Origin of the sequence: Nocardia amikacinitolerans (assembly GCF_900215415.1) — a bacterium.
GTDB lineage: Bacteria > Actinomycetota > Actinomycetes > Mycobacteriales > Mycobacteriaceae > Nocardia > Nocardia amikacinitolerans.
On record NZ_OBEG01000001.1, the window covers coordinates 374,260 to 390,360 of the forward strand.

Consider the following 16,101-nt stretch of genomic DNA (forward strand, 5'->3'; position numbering starts at 1 on the left):
CGCCTTGTAGGTCCGAGAAAGCGGGTTGCCGGCCTCCTCGAAGCCCAGGTGGTGATCGGTGATTCCACTAGGGACCGCTCATTTCAACTGGCGTCCTCGGGCCGCCGGCGGATGTGGCATCTCCCGCGGAACCGGCACGGCGGAACCGGCTCGGTGGACATTGTTCACCGCAGTCCGCGCCCCAACGACGGCTGATTCCGGCAGGACCTCCCGAACCGGGACCCGGGATACGGCAGTGGAGATGCTGGGCAGACCAGCGGTCACATGCCCGGAACCGAGTGCGGATCCGGGCTCAGTTGGCCGTCGGGCGGCGGTCCGCGAGGTTAGCGGCCACTTCCGCTTTCCAGGCCTGGTTGGCAAGAGTGGTGTCGACTTCGTATTCGAACCGTGCGGTCATATCGTCGGTAATGTCCGCCACGTCGACGTAGAACTGTTCGTACCACCGCCTCTGCTGGTATACCGGCCCGTCTTCCTTGCACAGTAGCGGATTGTCGATACGTGTCTTGTTGCGCCAGATCTCGACGTCTTCGAGAAAGCCGGTGCCGAAGCTGTCCCCGAATTTGACGGCCAGCGCTGCTGCCTTGTCGGCGGGCAGGCCGGGTAACTGCTGGACACTCACGCCCCACTGCAGGACGAACGAGTCCTGTGTCACCGGATAATGGCAGTTGATGAGCACGACCTCGACCGTGCGGTCGCCGAAGTCATTGTGCAGGTAGTTGATCATGTAGGACGGCCCGAAGTAGTGGGCTTCCGACCGTAGCAGAGCGTTCTCGTCGACGGAGCCCGAGGGCGCAGTGTCCGCCCGCGCCTTGGAGTGCAGATATTGCGAGGCGATATGACCGTCGAACACATTCTTGAAGAACACCGGATAGGCGTGGTGGATATAGAAGAAGTGCGCCATGTCCACGTTGTTGTCGACGATCTCGCGGCAGTGTGAGTCCTCGATCAGGATGGAGTTCCAGCTCCACTCACTCCAGAGTTCGGTTCCCATGCCCTCGATCTGTGGAATCTCGACCTGTGGCTGTGGCGGATTGCCTTCGATGTCGTGCCAGACGAACAGCTGCTGGTTTCGTTCCAGCGTCGTCCACGATCGGGTACGTGCCAGCGGCGGCACACGCTTGGCGTAGGGGATCGAGGTGCATCGACCGTCACCGCCCCACCGCCAGTCATGGAAGGGGCAAGCGACATCGTCGCCCTTGACAGTGCCCATGCTCAAATCACCGCCCATGTGGCGGCAGTAGCCGTCGAGCACCCGTAACGTCCCGTTGCTGTCGGCGAACACGACCAGTTTGGTGCCGAATGCGGTGATCGCGTGGGGCTTCCCGTCGCGGAAGGCGTCGGCCAGGCCCAGGCAGTGCCACCCGCGCGCATAGCGGATGAACGCGGTGCCGCTGTCGATTTCTCGGATCGTCATCGTGCTGCTCCCGCCGCGTGTGTTCCGGCGCGCCGGCCGAAGTACGAGCCTTCTCCCAGGCAGGTTCCGCTCGCGTAGCCGGAACAGTCCTGGGCGATGTTGGAAGCGCATGCGCCGACGGCGTAGAGGCCGGCCACGATGCTGGCGTCCTCACGACAGACCTGTCCCTCCACCGTGGTGCGCAGCCCGCCGAGGGTGAATCCGACATAGGTCGCACGTGCGGGGCTGAGATCGAAAGCGCCCCAGGGACCCTGCGTCAGCGGCGTCACCCACTTGGAATGTTTGTGCCACTGTGGGTCTTCGCCCGATGCGGCGTGGGTGTTGTAGGAGTCCAGCGTGGCGGCCAGTCTTCCTCCCGGAATCCCCAGCGCCGCTTCCATTTCGCCGATCGACTCCCATCCGTCGATGAATTTCACCATCGGCAGCTGCGGCCACACCATGGTGTCGGCATCCACGATCAGGTAGGCCACCGAGTTTTCCTGCGCGAACACCGCGCTGGCCGTGCGGCCGTGGTACGAGTCCTCGGCCACGAACCGCTCACCGGCCGCATTGACGATGATCCCTTTGAGCAGCTGCTCGGGTGGATAGAACGACGCTGTCGCGAACATTCCGTCCATATGGGCCAGCGCGCCACCGGCTGATTGCCCCAGCAGGATGCCCGATCCGTCGTCGCCGGCGGTGCCCAACGGCATTGCGTGCGCGGCGATCGCGGGGGTGTGTTCTGCGACCATGTCCGGATTCATGACATAGCCCCCGGTCGCGAGGATCACTGCGGAGGCACCTACCGTTCGGGATCGTCCCTCGCACACGCAGACCACACCGACTACTCGACCGTCACTGTCGCCGACGAGACGAGTGACCTTGGTGCTGGTCTCGAGCCGGACGCCCGCCCTGGCCAGGGCGGCGGACAGCACTTGCATTGCGCGATTGCCGCCCTGTTCGGCCTTTGCGGCGACCTTGTGCCCGCGCGGCGCCGGAACGGCCTGGGTGCGAAAGGGCCATACCATCTCGTTGCCTGTCCACATCAGACCTTCGGTGCCGGGCTGTACGACATTCTTGCCCGGATAGAACGACCGCTCGAATTCGAGTCCCTGCGACTCCAGCCACTCGAAATGCGCGACGCTGTCGTGGCAATACCGGCGGATCTTGTCCATGTCCGGATGCGGCGTGACAGCCGTGAGGTAGTCGATCATGGCGGCCGGTGAATCCTCGAAGCCGGCGGCGGCCTGCACCGGAGTACCACCGCCCAGATAGAAGTGGCCCGCGGCCAGTGCCGATGTGCCCCCTGTCGTCCCCGCAGCCTCGACCAGCAGCACGTCGGCACCCGCTTCGGCGGCGGCGATAGCGGCACACACACCTGCGATGCCGCCGCCCACCACCACTACATCCACGCACACCAACCCGGCCGTGTCGTCCCCGACCAACTCGGGAATCACGTTGTTCACCACCATGACTCGAGGTCCTTTCCCGTGACCGGGGCGCTTCCAGCTCTTCGCATTGCTGCACCTCACACTCGAATATCGGCGATGGCCTCGGCTCGAGATCGAGTTAAACACCATTGATTAATTATTGCAATACTTGTGTTTAACTTGTTCTCGGATACTTCGGCAGCTCCGACCGATATCGGAGGCCCGAGCCCGCATGCACGGTCAAGTGGCCTTGTTCGCCAATGGCAATGCGCATGCTGAACAGAGTTCCTGGGCGGGTTTTCCGACCCGATGCCGGCGGGCGGGCACGAACAGGATCCCTTGCAGCCCACCACTTGTCGTCCCGATCCTCGGTGCTGCCGGGCCGAAACATGCTGCACAACAACATGACTCAGCGCAAACTGGCCCACCTGGCCGGAGGTCTCAGGCGGTCGTCCAGGCAGATAGGCTCGCTACATGTCCACAAACGACCCTCGCAGCGCGCTGCTCGACACTGCCGAGCGGCTCATCGCGCTGCGTGGTCTCGAGGTGCCGCTGCGTGACATCGCCGCCGAGGCCGGCCAGCGCAACAACTCCGCCGTGCATACTATTTCGGCTCCCGCGCCGGTCTCATCCAGGCTGTTGTCGAACGCCGTATGCGGGCACTGGAGACCGTCCGCCTGCGGCTGCTGGCCGACCACGAAGCCCAGGGCAGCGGCAACGACATCCACACGCTGGTGAGCATTCTCGCTCGGCCGGTGATCGACATTTCCGAGGAGGGCCGGGGCACGCATTACGCGCGTTTCCTCGAGGTGGTACGGACTCAACCAGCCGTCGCGGATAGGACCCGGCCCGAGCATGGCGCGACAACCGGGCGGTGCGTATCGTCACTGCCCAGATCGAGGCAGCGCTGAGCCACTAGACTCCCGCGCGTCGTGTGCACCGGATCGAGTCCATGGCCGCGGCGATGTTCGCGCTGGTCGCCGATCGCGAGCGAGCGGTGGAGCGGCACTAGACCCACCGGAGCGCCGCCGACATCGTCGACATGCTGGTGGGCCTGTTGCGCGCCGAGGCCCACACCGTCGACCAGGGCTGACCTGAGAACGGTCGGCGGGCGCCGACCGTCGGAACAGTCCGGGTGAGTATGTGAAGCAACGCCCTCACGCTCGCGTTACGACATAGTCCGCTGGGTCGAAGCGGGCGGTCATCCGACGGAGCCGACGCGCCGACCAGGGCCAGGAGAAGCCGTTGCGGCCATTCTTGTCGAAGTAGTAGCTGCGGCATCCGCCCGAGTTGTAGACCGTGCTCTGCAGCGCGGCCTGGACGTCGTCGTTGAACTTGTGCATCACGTGGGCCCGGACCTCCAGTGACACCCCGCCGCTACGCCGCAGGTGAGTCAGTGCCTGAACCACTTGCTGCAGCTGGGACTCGACGATCAGGAACCCCGACGCGACGGCCGAGACGTTCGGCCCGAAGAGGATGTAGAGGTTCGGGAAGCCGGGCACCGTGGACCCGAGGTACGCCTGTGGGCTGCCGTCCCAGTGCTCAGCCAGACTGCGTCCGTCGATGCCCCTGACCCTGCCCGCGATCGGCATGTCGAGGATCTTGAACCCGGTCGCCATGATCACGACATCGACCTCGGTCTCGGAGCCGTCTTCGCCGACCAGGGTGTTCCCGCGGACGGCAGTCAGGCCGGTCGAGACGACCGAGACGTTCGGCCGCGCGAGCGCGGGGTAGTACTCACTCGACATCAGCAGCCGTTTGCAGCCGACGGACCACTCGGGCGTGAGAGCCGCACGCAGCTCGGGGTCAGCGATGGCCGCGCGAATGTTCTGACGTCCGATCCACTTGAAGGCAGCCTGCCCCCAGGGCTGGTGGAACGCGATGTTGGTGAGTTCGAGGATCAGTTCCTCGCGCCGGCGCCGGAATCCGTGGACCAACCCGAGACGATTCAGACCCAGGCGCCGGACGACCCGGGACGGACGGGGCTCTGCCTTGGGCACGACCCACTGCGGGGTCCGTTGCAGGACATGGAGCTCGGCCACCTGCTCGGCGATGCTCGGCACCACCTGGATCGCGGAGGCGCCGGTTCCGACGATCGCCACCCGCTGTCCGGTGAGATCGACGTCATGATCCCAGCGTGAGGTGTGGAACACCGGTCCGGGGAAGGAGTCGAGGCCCTCGATACAGGGCAGGCTCGGCTCGTGCCAGGGGCCGGCAGCGGCAACGAGCGAGCGTGCACGGATCTCGCCGCTACTGGTGTCCAACACCCAGCACCGCTGCGTCCCGTCCCAGCCCGCATCGAACACCTCGACCCCGAGACGCAGATGCTCGCTGACGCGGAAGCGATCGGCGGTCTCGCGCAGATACGACAAGATCTCCGGCTGCGGTGCGTATTTGCGACTCCAACCATCGTGGGGCGCAAAGGAATACGAGTAGGCGACCGAGGGGATGTCGACCGCGCAACCCGGGTAGGTGTTGTCCCGCCAGACGCCACCGACACTGTCGGCTTTCTCCAGAACCACGAAGTCGGTGATCCCCGCCTCGCGCAGCTTGATCGCAGTGCCGAGGCCGGAGATGCCGGCGCCGATCACGGCAACCTCATAGAGCGGGGTCATGCGTCCTCCAGTACCAGTTGCGCGGCGCGCTCGCCGATCATCATCGACGGCGCGTTGGTGTTGCCGCCGGGGATGGACGGCATCACCGACGCGTCCGCGACGCGCAGACGCTCGATCCCGCGCACCTTCAACGTGGGGTCGACCACGGCTCGTTCAGCGACCCCCATCCGGCATGTGCCGGTAGGGTGGTAGACGCTCGACATCCGGCGGCGTGCGTCCTCTCGGGCGGCCGCAGGCGTGGTGCCGGCTCGGCCAGGCGCCACTTCGGCGCGGACGTAGGAAGCGGCCTGCGGGTGTGCCATTGCCTCGCGGATGATCTCCACTCCCGACATCAGCACGTCGAGATCTGCGGATGCGCTCAGGTAACGAGGATCGATCACGGGCGCGGCGTGCGGATCGCGTGAGGCCAGCCGGACTGTTCCCGAGCTCTGCGGATAGAGCAGCACGAGGTAGACCGTGAAGCACGCGCCGTCGATGTCGGGGTGGACTCCCGGGATCGTGGCATCGGCGCCTCGGCGACCGAGCGGAGTTGCGAACAGTTGCAGGTCGGGAACCGCGTCCGCGTACTCCGACCTGATGTGGGCAATACCCTCCATGTAGGAGCCGGCCAGGAAGGTCGAGTTCGCCCGGATGCGCTCCTTGACCATCGCGGTGAGAAACTTCGCCGCACCGAGGACCGGACCTTCGGTCACGTTGTACACCACGGGTACAACGGCGTGGTCCTGCAGGCCCTCGCCGACCGGCAGGTCACACAGTGTTGGGATCCCATGTTCGGCCAGGTGTGCGGCCGGTCCGATTCCGGAGAGCATGAGGAGTTGAGCGGTGCGAAACGAACCGGCGCTCACGATGACTTCCTGGCGCGCGACGAGACGCTGCGTGCCTTGCTTGGTGGCGACCTCGACGCCGACGGCTGTGCCGTTGTCGATGACGATCCGCGTGACCTGCGCACCCGTGCGCACATGCAGGTTCGGCGGCGCATCGCGCAGGTACGCCTCGGCCGAACTCTGCCGGCGCCCCCCGGCCGCGTTCCACTGGGCGAGCGAGACGCCCTCCTGCTCGGCGGCGTTGTAGTCAGCGTTGTGGGTGACTCCGGTGGTCGCGGCGAGCGCGTCGAGGAAGGCTGTCGTCACCCCGGCGATATCACGGGCACGGGTGACACTGATCGGGCCCGAGCCGCCGCGATAGTCGTTCGCGCCGTCCTCGAACGTCTCCATGCTCTGGAAGATCGGCAGAACGTCCGCGTAACTCCAGCCGGCGCAACCGGCGGACGCCCAGTCGTCGTAGTTCTTCCGGTGCCCGCGGGACCAGATCATTCCGTTGACGGCGCTGCCTCCGCCCAGCCCGAGCCCGTGCATCTGCGATATCTGGCGTCCGGCGGCATGCGGCTGGGGGCTGGTGCGAGGTTGCCAGGTGACACTGCGCTGGAGGCGGCTGAACCCGTGCATCGCCCCGACCATGCCTGGAACCTGGACGAGCCGGGAGTCGTTGCTACCGCCGGCTTCGAGCAGCAGGACCGCGGCGCCGGCATCGGCGATCCGACGTGCTGCGGCCGCTCCGGCGCTGCCGCCGCCGACCACTATGTAATCCGCGGATGTTTCGGGCGGGAAATCTCGAGCCATGGGTCATTTCTCCTTGTCGGCTCGCTCGACGGCGACGGACGGGTAGTCGCGGCGAAGCGCGACGAGGGCATTGAACAGTTCGGTCGCGGCCTTCAAGCGGGCGTCTTCGAGTTCCGGTCGCGGGAGGACCTCGCGAAGGACGGCCTCTCCGTCGAACATGTGCAACAGCGATGTGCCCATCAACCGGAGCAACGCGGGGTCGACTCCTGCGCCCGACGACGGCAGGACGGCGAGCTCGTCGATGGTGGCATAAAGCCGGGCCGCTACCGGAGCGAGTTGCTCGCGCAACTTGGGGTCCGTGCGAGCGGCGACCAGCAACTCGAACCAGATGGCGTTGATTTGCGCTCGTGACTGGCTTCGCGTCAACGCGAGCATGTCGGCGAGGGGCGCGTCGCCGAGGGCGCGAAAGCCCGCGATGTTTCGGCGACCGACCTCTTCGGCGGCCTCGACGACCAGCGCGAGTCGCGAGTCGAAATGGCGGAACAGTCCACCTTTGGATACTCCGGCCCGCTCGCAGATCTCGCCGAGGGAAGCACGGTAGTAGCCGATCTCGGCGATGGTCTCAATCGTCGCGTCCACCAGCGCTGCCTTCGTGGATGCGGTGCGCTCCGCCTGGGTGCGGCGCACATTCGTGTTCTCGGTCACACCGAAGATTGCAACCAATCGGTCGCTAAATGTCAATAGGTCAGATCTGTTGCACATGCTCGATCATGGGCGGTCCCGGTGATGGCTCCGTGGGTTCAGCAGCCGCCCGGGGCGCGCTTTTCATCGATAGCCGCTCTTTGTCCGTACCTCCTGTAGCGCTCAACTCCCCGGTCGGTGTTCGGAAAAGAGTGGCCGCTGTCGGCGCTCCTCGAAAACCGGATCTGGCACAGACTTCGTGATTGACCAGCTTCGGGATGCGAAGGGGCGGTTGATAGTTCATGATGTCGCGGGTGCTCTGATCTTGGTCCGACGAGTGTCCTGTTTCCGCGGTCCACGCGCTGCTGGCGCAGGGTGCGAGCATCCTGGCCATCGGCCGCGAGCTCGGGCTGGCTCACGGCACCACCCACCGCTTCGCTCGTGCTGCCTCGGCCGAGGAACTGCTGGTCGACAACCGCACCGGATACCGCGTCAGCATTCTCGAGCAATACGAACCCGAGCTGCATCGGCGCTGGGACGCGGGCTGCGCCAACGCGACCGAGTTGTTCGCCGAAATCAAGGCACTCGGCTACCAAGGCAGCGAGAAGCTGGTGCGCAACTACCTGAAGCCTTTCCGCGCCTTCACCCACGTCCCGGTCACGCCTGCCAAGCCGCCCTCAGTCCGCAAGGTCGTCGCTTGGATCATGACCAATCCCGTCACCCTCGCTACCGAGCACCAAGAACGCCTCGATCGGATCCTGGCCGCCAGCCCGGACCTTGCCGCCCTGACCGGGCATGTTCGCGCATTCGCCGAGATCATGACCCAGCGGCGCGGTCGAGACCTCGAACGGTGGATGGCCGCCGTCGACGCCGACGATCAACCGGCGCTGCACTCATTCGTCCGAGGACTGCGCCGCGACCAGGACGCGGTCACCGCCGGCCTGACCATGCAGTGGAGCAGCGGAACGGTCGAAGGGCACGTCAACCGCATCAAGATGCTCAAACGACAGATGCTCGGCCGCGCGAAGACCGACCTCCTGCGGAAGCGAATCCTGTTGAGCGGGTGAACAACCGGTATCCGCTATCACCAAAATTGTGCCAGATCCACGATTCACCCGGCGTTGACAAAATCTGGTTCGCATCCGCGAAGGACGCACCTGCCCGGCGTGGGGGACGATCGATATTCGGTCTGGTCACAACCAGTTTGCTCACGCGCTTCGGCCTGCGGTGAGTCGCGCGGCCTCGATGACGGGTTCGAGCAGCGCGGTCAGCGGCATAGGACGTTTGCCAGGCGCCGAAGCGAGTGTCCCTGGACCCCGCATAGCATCTGGTCATTATGGACGGCCGGGGAGATCGTAGCCTCGGCTGTTCGCATGCCCCGGTTTCCGACCGAGGACGAGCGCATCCACATCGCCCACCGGCGGCGGGAGGGCGCCGGCATCCGCCAGGTCGCGGTCGAAGATCCAGCGGCTGTGGCGCGAGGAAGGCCTCCGCGTGGTCGTGAATTGTCGCCGCAAGCGGGTCGGGTCCTCCACACCCACTACTCGGCTCGCACGCGTCTGGTGTCGTATGCCCACATCGCGATCTCGACGCGGTTGCGGGCGCCGAGCTTGGTCATCAACGATGCGACGTGGGTCTTGACCGTGCTCAGGCCGACGAAGAGCTCGGTGGCGATCTCGGCGTTGGTCCGGCCCCGTGCCACCAGCGCGAGCACCTCCTTCTCGCGCTCGGTGAGCGGGTCGATGGGCTGGACCGGTACCACCGGCGCCTGGTCGGCGAAGGTCGCCAGCAGCCGGCGGGTGACGTTGGGGGCGATCAGCGCGTCCCCGTTGGCCGCCGCGTGGACAGCCTGCACGAGGAGCTCCGGCCCGGCGTCCTTGAGCAGGAAGCCGCGGGCGCCTGCGCGTAGGGCGCCGAGGACGTACTCATCGAGGTCGAAGGTGGTGATCACGACGACCGCCATCGGGTCCGCCACGTTCGGCCCGGCCAGGCGCCGCGTCACCTCGACGCCGTCGAGCCCGGGCATCCGGATGTCGACGAGGAGGACATCGGGACGCAGCCGGGTCGCCAGGTCGAGCGCTGCGAGCCCGTCTGCTGCCTCGCCCACGACCTCGAGGTCGGGTTGCGCGCCGAGGATCATCACCAGCCCGGTCCGGACCAAGTCTTGGTCGTCGGCTACGACAACACGGATGCTCACGCCATCGCCTCCACCGGCAGCACGGCCTCGACCACCCAGCCGCCCTCGGGCCCCGGCCCCGCGGAGAGCGATCCGCCAAGGAGCTGGGCGCGTTCGGCCATGCCCAGCAGGCCGAACCCAGGCTCCGGGGCCGGCCCCGGCTCGGTCTGTCCATCGTCGCTGACACGCAGCCTGACGGCGTCGCCCTCCCGACGTACGTCGATCCCGACGCGGGTCGCGCTCCTGGCGTGCCGCACGGCGTTGGTCAGCGACTCCTGCGCGAGCCGGTAGAGCGCGGCATCCACGGGTCGTGCCAGCCGGGTCAACGAACCGGCCAGCGAGACCTCGACGGTGGGCGTCGCGTCGGTGCGCGCCAGAGCAGGCAGGTCCGCGACACCCAGTTGCGGTGAGTAGGCGACGGTTTCCTCCTCACGTAGCACCCGCACCATGGATCTCATCTCCGCCAGGGTTCGCGACGCTTCGGACTCGATCGCGGCCAGGATCTTGGCAGCCTTCTCAGGCTCGATGCCGGCAACCACGCCACCGGCCTGCGCCTGCACCGCGATGGCCGAGACGTGGTGGGCCACGGTGTCGTGCAACTCGCGAGCCAGTCTCACCCGCTCCTGATTGCGGATCTCGCGCTGTTGGCGATGCCAGAGGTCCGCGCGGTAGCGGAACACCGCCGCGAGGGCGACGAACAACAGCAAGAGGACGCTCCCGCCGAAAACGTCGGCCCAGCCCGCGGAGGAGACGTACATCCCCAGCGCGACGACGACCGTCACGAACGTCGTCCCCAAGACCATCTCCCGGCCCGAGCCCCACCGCACCAGGGAGTAGAGCAGGATCAGGACGGCCATCATGGAGTAGAGGCCGAGGTCCCCGGCGTGCGCAGTCAGCTGGAGGACCGAGAGCAGCCCGGCGACGCCCCACCCGACCAGGGCGGCCATCAGGGGGCGACCCCGCCGCAAGAGCAGGGCAGGTATCAGCGCCAGGGCGAGCACCGTCACAAGGGGTCGCAAGGCCAAGCCCGGCCGAGCGATGCCCTCGACCAAGGCGGCGGCCGCGAACACGCCCACCAGCAGCCAGTCGAGCCGACCGATGGGTGGGGCGTCAGCAGGCCGCGGCTCATGCCAGATGGAGCGCCGGACAGTGACCACGGCTCCAGCGTAGGGGTCGGCGCGCCTCGGCGTACCCGCCGAAAGTACGAGAAAGAGACCATGCCATCGGCCAGGCGAACCCCAGCCTCCGGGCCGAGGCGCCCGCCGCCGGGCTCAGCGATCGTGGACCTACCGATCCTCACCACAACAACGGAGCCCATGATGAGAACAGGTCAAACCACCACCGCCACACTGGAAGACCAGCCGATCCCGGTGAGAGCCAAGCTCGCCGCGACGTGGACAAGCTTCATGTTCCTCTACGCCTACGTGGACATTCTCAACTTCTTCACGCCCGGCGTCATCGAAGAAATCCTCGACGGCAAGGTCTTCGAGTTCGACGTCTCCCAGACCTTTTCGACCACGGCCCTGACCCTCATGGCCATCCCGATCCTCATGGTCGTGCTGTCGATGACGCTGCCCGCCCTGGCGAACCGCATCACGAACCTCATCGTGGCCTCGCTCTACGTCCCCGTCACGGCATTCAACGCGGTGGGCGAGTCCTGGCTGTACTTCTACGGCCTCGGCATCGTGCTGGAATTGATCCTTCTCGCCGTCATCGTGTGGTACGCCTGGACCTGGCCCCGCACCGCACCGTCGGCGACCAGCCCGGACCGTGAAACCGTTCGCGCCCAACAGCAAGCGTGAACCCAAGAGCGGTTCCCGTCCTGTTCGGAGCCATCTGTCTCGGTGCTGCGGTGTGGGCTCCTGGCGGCTACGTCATCTGCCGTCTGGCGGGGACTCTCCGGTGGAGAATCCCGCGTTGCTCATGTCCGGGGCGTGCATCCGACCTTGGATGTCGCAGTCCTAGAAGTGGAACCGACACCAGACCTGTCGTCGCCGCAGACGGTCGGGTGATCGGCCTCATGGTGGAAGACTCGGCTGGCTCGGCCTCGACCGAGGGCGCGCCGAGTTCAGCGCCGTTCTTCCGCGGTCTCCCATCCTCGGAAGTTCTGCGCGCGTCGAACGATCTCGGTTTCGGCGACCTGGCCGAGTTCGAGCTACCGCTATGCAGGGACGACGACAGACCTGAGCGCCGACCGAATCGCTTGACGCAAAACGTCTGCACGAAGCTGTGCTGTCGGGTCGGTGCACAGCGTCGCGTCGTGCGCTGAGCCGTCGCGCTCCTACCTGGCGGCGTGTTCCGGACTGGCTGCGAGCAGGTTCTCGCAGGCGTCGAGGAGGGCGGCGCGCAGGGTGGCGGACCGCTCGGCGATCTCGGCCTGGCGGCGGACGTACTCCGCGCGCCCGGACGGTGTTTCGATGCGGATCGGCGCGTAGCCGTAGTCCGTGAGGTCGTAGGGGCTGGCGCGCATGTCGAGTTCACGTGCGTCGCAGGCCAATTCGAAGCAGTCCAAGACCAGCTGGGAGGCGACGAGCGGGACGAGCTTGAAACTCCACTTGTAGAGATCCATGTTGGCGTGCAGACAGCCGGGCTGTTCGCGCGCCACCTGATCGGCGCGGGTGAGCGGCTGCGCGTTGCGGCCGACGGCCTCGGGGGTGAAGAAGCGGAACGCGTCGAAGTGGGTGCAGCGCAACGACATCGCTTCGACCACCGCGTCGGTGCCCTCGGACCCCAGCCGCAGCGGCACCTGCCGGTGGCGGACGTCGTCGGTGCGGTAGACCATCGCCCACTCGTGCAGCCCGAAACAGGACAGTTGGGCGGGCCGGGATGCGGTGGCGCGCAACAGGTTCGCGACGAATTCGAGGGTGTCGCGGCGGCGTGCGAGATAGGCGGGATCCGCCGTGAACACCACCGCCGCCCGCTCTCGGCCAGCCGCCCGCTCTGGACCGGCCGCCCGCTCTGGACCGGCCGCCCGCTCTGGACCGGCCGCCCGCTCGGAACCGGCCGCCCGGTCCGGACCAGCCGCCCGCTCCGGACCGGCCGCGCCCTCGCCGGTCGACTCGCCCGCTACGGCCCGGCCAGGTGGGCCCTTCGTCGCGGCAGAGCTGGGCTGCTCGCGCGCTGCGGCGCGGTCGGAGATCTCGGTTGTGGCGTGCCGGGACGACTCGTGCGCCACGGCCCGGCCAGGTCGGCCCTTCGTCGCGGTCGAGCTGGGCTCGCGCGCTGCGGCCCGGTCGGAAGTCTCGGTTGCGGCGTGCCGGAACGACTCGTGCGCCGGGAGCCGGTCGGACCATTCGGGCACCGAGACCCGGTGGTATCCCCGCGCCCCTTCGTACTCGCGCGCCCCGGCCAGCCCGATGCCGAATCCGGGATGCCACCGGCGCAACTGGGCGGGCTTGTTGCCGTAATAGGTGAACAGGAAATCGACCACCGGATGCGTATTACCGGCGGCCCGCCGCTCCAGATACGGTCCGACGAGCTCGTCCAACCGCGCCAGGTACGCGGCGGCCCGCCCGCGCCACTCCGATTCCGCCAGCACGTCATCGACCGTCACGACGGCTCTCCGGCACCTCGTGACGATCGTGAAACGGCGCCACCGCGCGGGCCGCTACCGCGCTCGAACACGGTGGCGCGGCACATCATTCGATGATCCGGTGGGTGGTGTCGCGCACCGTGCCGACGAACTCCTCGACCAGATCCTCCAGCGCGACGATGCCGACGGTGTTGCCGCGGGTGTCGACGACGCGACCGAGGTGGCTGCTGGTGCGGCGCAGGCGAGCCAGCGCCTCGAAGAGCGTGGTGCCGGTGCCGACCGTCGGAAGCGGGCGGATGTCGGTGCGCGGGATCGGAGTGTTCGGACCCGCCGACTCGTCGGCGACCTTGTCCAGCACGTCCTTCACGTGTAGGTAGCCGACCAGCGAACCGTCGCTCGCGCGCACCGGGTAGCGGGAGAAGCCGGTCTCCGTGACTGCGGTCTCGACGTCGCCGAGCGTGGTGCCATTGCCGCGCAACGGCACCGAGCGGGTCGTGGCCAGCGGCACCATCACGTCGGCGACGATCCGATCGGACGTGCCGAGCGCCTGGGTCAGGCGGCGGTGCTCCTCCTCGTCGAGCAGACCCTCCGAGCGGGACTCGCCGATCATCTCGGCGAGCTCCACGCTGGACACGGTGGCCTCCAGCTCGTCCTTGGGCTCGATGCGCAGCAGCCGCAGCGACAGATTCGCCGCCAGGTTGTAGATCGCGATCAGCGGACGAGCCACCCGCAACCACACCAGGTGCATCGGAACGAGCAGCAGCGCACTGCGTTCCGGCCCGGCCAGCGCGATGTTCTTCGGGATCATCTCGCCGAAGAGGATGTGCAGGATCACCACGATGGTCAGCGCGATGGCGAAGGCCACCGGATGCAGCAGCTGGTCGGGCAGGCCGATCAGCTCGAACGGCCCCTCCAGCAGGTGCGCGACGGCCGGTTCGCCGACGCGGCCGAGCAGAATCGAACAGATCGTGATGCCCAGCTGCGCGGCGGCCAGCATCATCGACAGGTTCTCACCGGCCCGAATGACCGTGGTGGCGTTGCGTTTGCCCTGAGCGGCCAGCGCCTCGAGGCGGTCGCGCCGCGCGGAGATCAGGGCGAACTCGGCGGCGACGAAGAAGGCATTGCCCGCGAGCAGCACCACCGTGAGCAGGACACCGAACAGATCACCCATGGCTGTGCTCCTGCGCCGCGCGGGCGACCAGCGCCTCCGGCGTGACGGGGATCAGCCGGACCCGGTCGATGCGCCGGCCGTCCATGCGTTCGACCCTGGCGATCCAGCCGCCCTGGTCGGTTTCGTACGGGTGTCTGTGATTGGCGGTCGAATTGGGCAGCACCACCTCGTCACCGACCACGGGGATGCGGCCGAGACCGGTCAGCACCAGGCCGCCGAGCGTTTCGTATTCGCCTTCTGGCGCGTCGTAGCCGGTGGCGCGGGAGACCTCGTCGATGCGCAGCAGGCCCGAGCAGTCCCAGCCGTCGGAGACCCGGCGCACGTCGCGCTCCTCTTCGTCGTGCTCGTCGCGCACGTCGCCGAGGATCTCCTCGATCAGGTCCTCCATGGTGACCATGCCCGCGGTGCCGCCGTACTCGTCGACGACCAGCGCGACCTGCATGCCGTCGGCGCGGACGCGTTCGAGCACCTCGTCACCGTCGAGGCTGGCGGGCACCACAGGAACAGGGCGCGCAAGCAGCTGCAACGGGATGGTGCTCCGCACGTTCGCGGGATGGGTGAACGCCTGCTTGACGTGCACAACGCCGAGGGTGTTGTCGAGATCGCCGTCGATCACCGGGAACCGCGAGTAGCCGGTGCGGCTGGCGGCGGCGATCAGATCGGCGATGGTGTCGGACTTGTCCAGCGACTCCACCTTCACCCGCGGCGTCATCAGCTCCTCGGCGCTGCGCTCGCCGAACTGCAGCGAGCGGTCCATCACCAGCGCGGTGCGTTGATCCAGCGCGCCGCGCTGCGCGGAGGTGCGCACCAGGGAGCCGAGCTCCTGCGGCGAACGCGCCGAGCGCAACTCCTCCGCGGGCTCGACGCCCAGGCGGCGCACCACCCAGTTCGCGGTGCTGTTCAGGAAGTGGATCATCCACTCGAACACCACCGAGAAGGCGACCATCGGGCCCGCGGTCATCCGCGCGGTCGCCATCGGCTTGGCGATGGCGATGTTCTTGGGCACCAGCTCGCCGTAGATCATCGACAGCGAGGTGGCCAGCACCAGGGCCAGCGCCAGCGAGACGCCATTGGCCGCACTCGAGTTCAGGCCGACGGCGGTGAACACCGGCGCGAGCAGGCGGGCGATCACCGGCTCGGCGATGTAGCCGGTGATCAGCGTGGTGATGGTGATGCCGAGCTGGGCGCCGGACAGCTGGAACGACAGCGTGCGGTGCGCCTGCCTGACCATCCGCGAGCGCACGTCACCGGTGCGGGCGTGCGCCTCGACGGTGCTGCGTTCCAGGGCGGTGAGGGAGAATTCGGCAGCGACGAACAGCGCGGTGCCTGCGGTGAGTGCGACGAACCCGACCAGGCTGAGAATGGTGAGGACGGTGGACACGATCAACACCGCCCGCGGAGCGCGGAATCACGGGACGCGCGGGGACGAGCTGGTTCGGGCTGGCTTGCTGTTAGAAGGAGAGCGCCGGGTTTGTCACCCGGCTCGGTAGAGGAGCCCTCCTGTGCGGCGCCCTCGGACGCGGGTGACAACTTGTTCCTTTCGG

The 16,101-nt window shown here is 67.3% G+C and carries 12 protein-coding genes and 1 pseudogene; 3 read left to right on the forward strand and 10 right to left on the reverse strand.

The annotated features are described in order from the left end of the window. Positions 1-292: 292 nt before the first annotated feature. Both CRP45_RS01820 and CRP45_RS01825 read right to left on the reverse strand, forming a co-directional pair. Positions 293-1,414 carry a 3-ketosteroid-9-alpha-monooxygenase, oxygenase component gene (locus CRP45_RS01820; RefSeq protein ID WP_097243512.1) on the reverse strand — a complete coding sequence of 374 codons (1,122 nt, stop codon included), beginning with the start codon at positions 1,412-1,414 and terminating at the stop codon, positions 293-295. Then, positions 1,411-2,865, reverse strand: a complete 1,455-nt coding sequence (locus tag CRP45_RS01825; RefSeq protein ID WP_097243513.1) for an FAD-binding protein — start codon at positions 2,863-2,865, stop codon at positions 1,411-1,413. Before CRP45_RS01825 ends, CRP45_RS01820 begins: the two co-directional genes overlap by 4 nt. 432 nt (positions 2,866-3,297) lie before the next feature. Between CRP45_RS01825 and CRP45_RS33095 the strand changes: the two genes are divergently transcribed. Beyond that, complete coding sequence (locus CRP45_RS33095) at positions 3,298-3,561, forward strand: TetR family transcriptional regulator (protein ID WP_143861305.1); 264 nt, start codon at positions 3,298-3,300, stop codon at positions 3,559-3,561. 419 nt (positions 3,562-3,980) lie between these two features. On the opposite strand, the gene CRP45_RS01835 is transcribed toward CRP45_RS33095, so the two are convergent. From CRP45_RS01835 to CRP45_RS01845, 3 genes are read right to left on the reverse strand one after another with little or no spacing between them, the layout of a single operon-like run. Then, on the reverse strand, positions 3,981-5,414 hold the full coding sequence (locus tag CRP45_RS01835; RefSeq protein ID WP_342746970.1) for a flavin-containing monooxygenase: 1,434 nt from the start codon (positions 5,412-5,414) through the stop codon (positions 3,981-3,983). A gap of 20 nt (positions 5,415-5,434) precedes the next feature. Continuing rightward, positions 5,435-7,057 (reverse strand): GMC family oxidoreductase, encoded by a 1,623-nt coding sequence (locus CRP45_RS01840; RefSeq protein ID WP_097243516.1) that lies wholly within the window; start codon positions 7,055-7,057, stop codon positions 5,435-5,437. A 3-nt stretch (positions 7,058-7,060) separates the two neighbouring features. After that, positions 7,061-7,759 carry a TetR/AcrR family transcriptional regulator gene (locus tag CRP45_RS01845; protein WP_097243517.1) on the reverse strand — a complete coding sequence of 233 codons (699 nt, stop codon included), beginning with the start codon at positions 7,757-7,759 and terminating at the stop codon, positions 7,061-7,063. 482 nt (positions 7,760-8,241) lie between these two features. Here CRP45_RS01845 and CRP45_RS01850 point away from each other — a divergent pair, with 482 nt between their 5' ends. Then, complete coding sequence (locus tag CRP45_RS01850; protein ID WP_097243518.1) at positions 8,242-8,745, forward strand: transposase; 504 nt, start codon at positions 8,242-8,244, stop codon at positions 8,743-8,745. A 473-nt stretch (positions 8,746-9,218) separates the two neighbouring features. Here CRP45_RS01850 and CRP45_RS01860 read toward each other — a convergent pair whose 3' ends face one another. Continuing rightward, the gene (locus CRP45_RS01860) at positions 9,219-9,875 is read right to left on the reverse strand and encodes a response regulator (RefSeq protein WP_097243519.1); all 657 of its coding nucleotides are present in this window, start codon (positions 9,873-9,875) and stop codon (positions 9,219-9,221) included. Beyond that, entirely contained in the window at positions 9,872-11,011 is a 1,140-nt protein-coding gene (locus CRP45_RS01865; RefSeq protein ID WP_097243520.1) for a sensor histidine kinase, read from the reverse strand. The genes CRP45_RS01860 and CRP45_RS01865 overlap by 4 nt, the downstream gene beginning before the upstream one ends. A 162-nt stretch (positions 11,012-11,173) precedes the next feature. Between CRP45_RS01865 and CRP45_RS01870 the strand changes: the two genes are divergently transcribed. Then, positions 11,174-11,656 (forward strand): DUF6326 family protein, encoded by a 483-nt coding sequence (locus tag CRP45_RS01870; RefSeq protein ID WP_097244498.1) that lies wholly within the window; start codon positions 11,174-11,176, stop codon positions 11,654-11,656. A 479-nt stretch (positions 11,657-12,135) separates the two neighbouring features. Here CRP45_RS01870 and CRP45_RS01880 read toward each other — a convergent pair. From CRP45_RS01880 to CRP45_RS01895, 3 genes and pseudogenes are all read right to left on the reverse strand, one after another. Continuing rightward, positions 12,136-12,783: pseudogene (locus CRP45_RS01880) on the reverse strand (3-methyladenine DNA glycosylase); the annotation flags it as partial. A 709-nt stretch (positions 12,784-13,492) separates the two neighbouring features. After that, positions 13,493-14,557, reverse strand: a complete 1,065-nt coding sequence (locus CRP45_RS01890; RefSeq protein WP_097243522.1) for a hemolysin family protein — start codon at positions 14,555-14,557, stop codon at positions 13,493-13,495. After that, positions 14,550-15,938 (reverse strand): hemolysin family protein, encoded by a 1,389-nt coding sequence (locus CRP45_RS01895; RefSeq protein WP_097244499.1) that lies wholly within the window; start codon positions 15,936-15,938, stop codon positions 14,550-14,552. The genes CRP45_RS01890 and CRP45_RS01895 overlap by 8 nt, the downstream gene beginning before the upstream one ends. Positions 15,939-16,101: the final 163 nt, after the last annotated feature.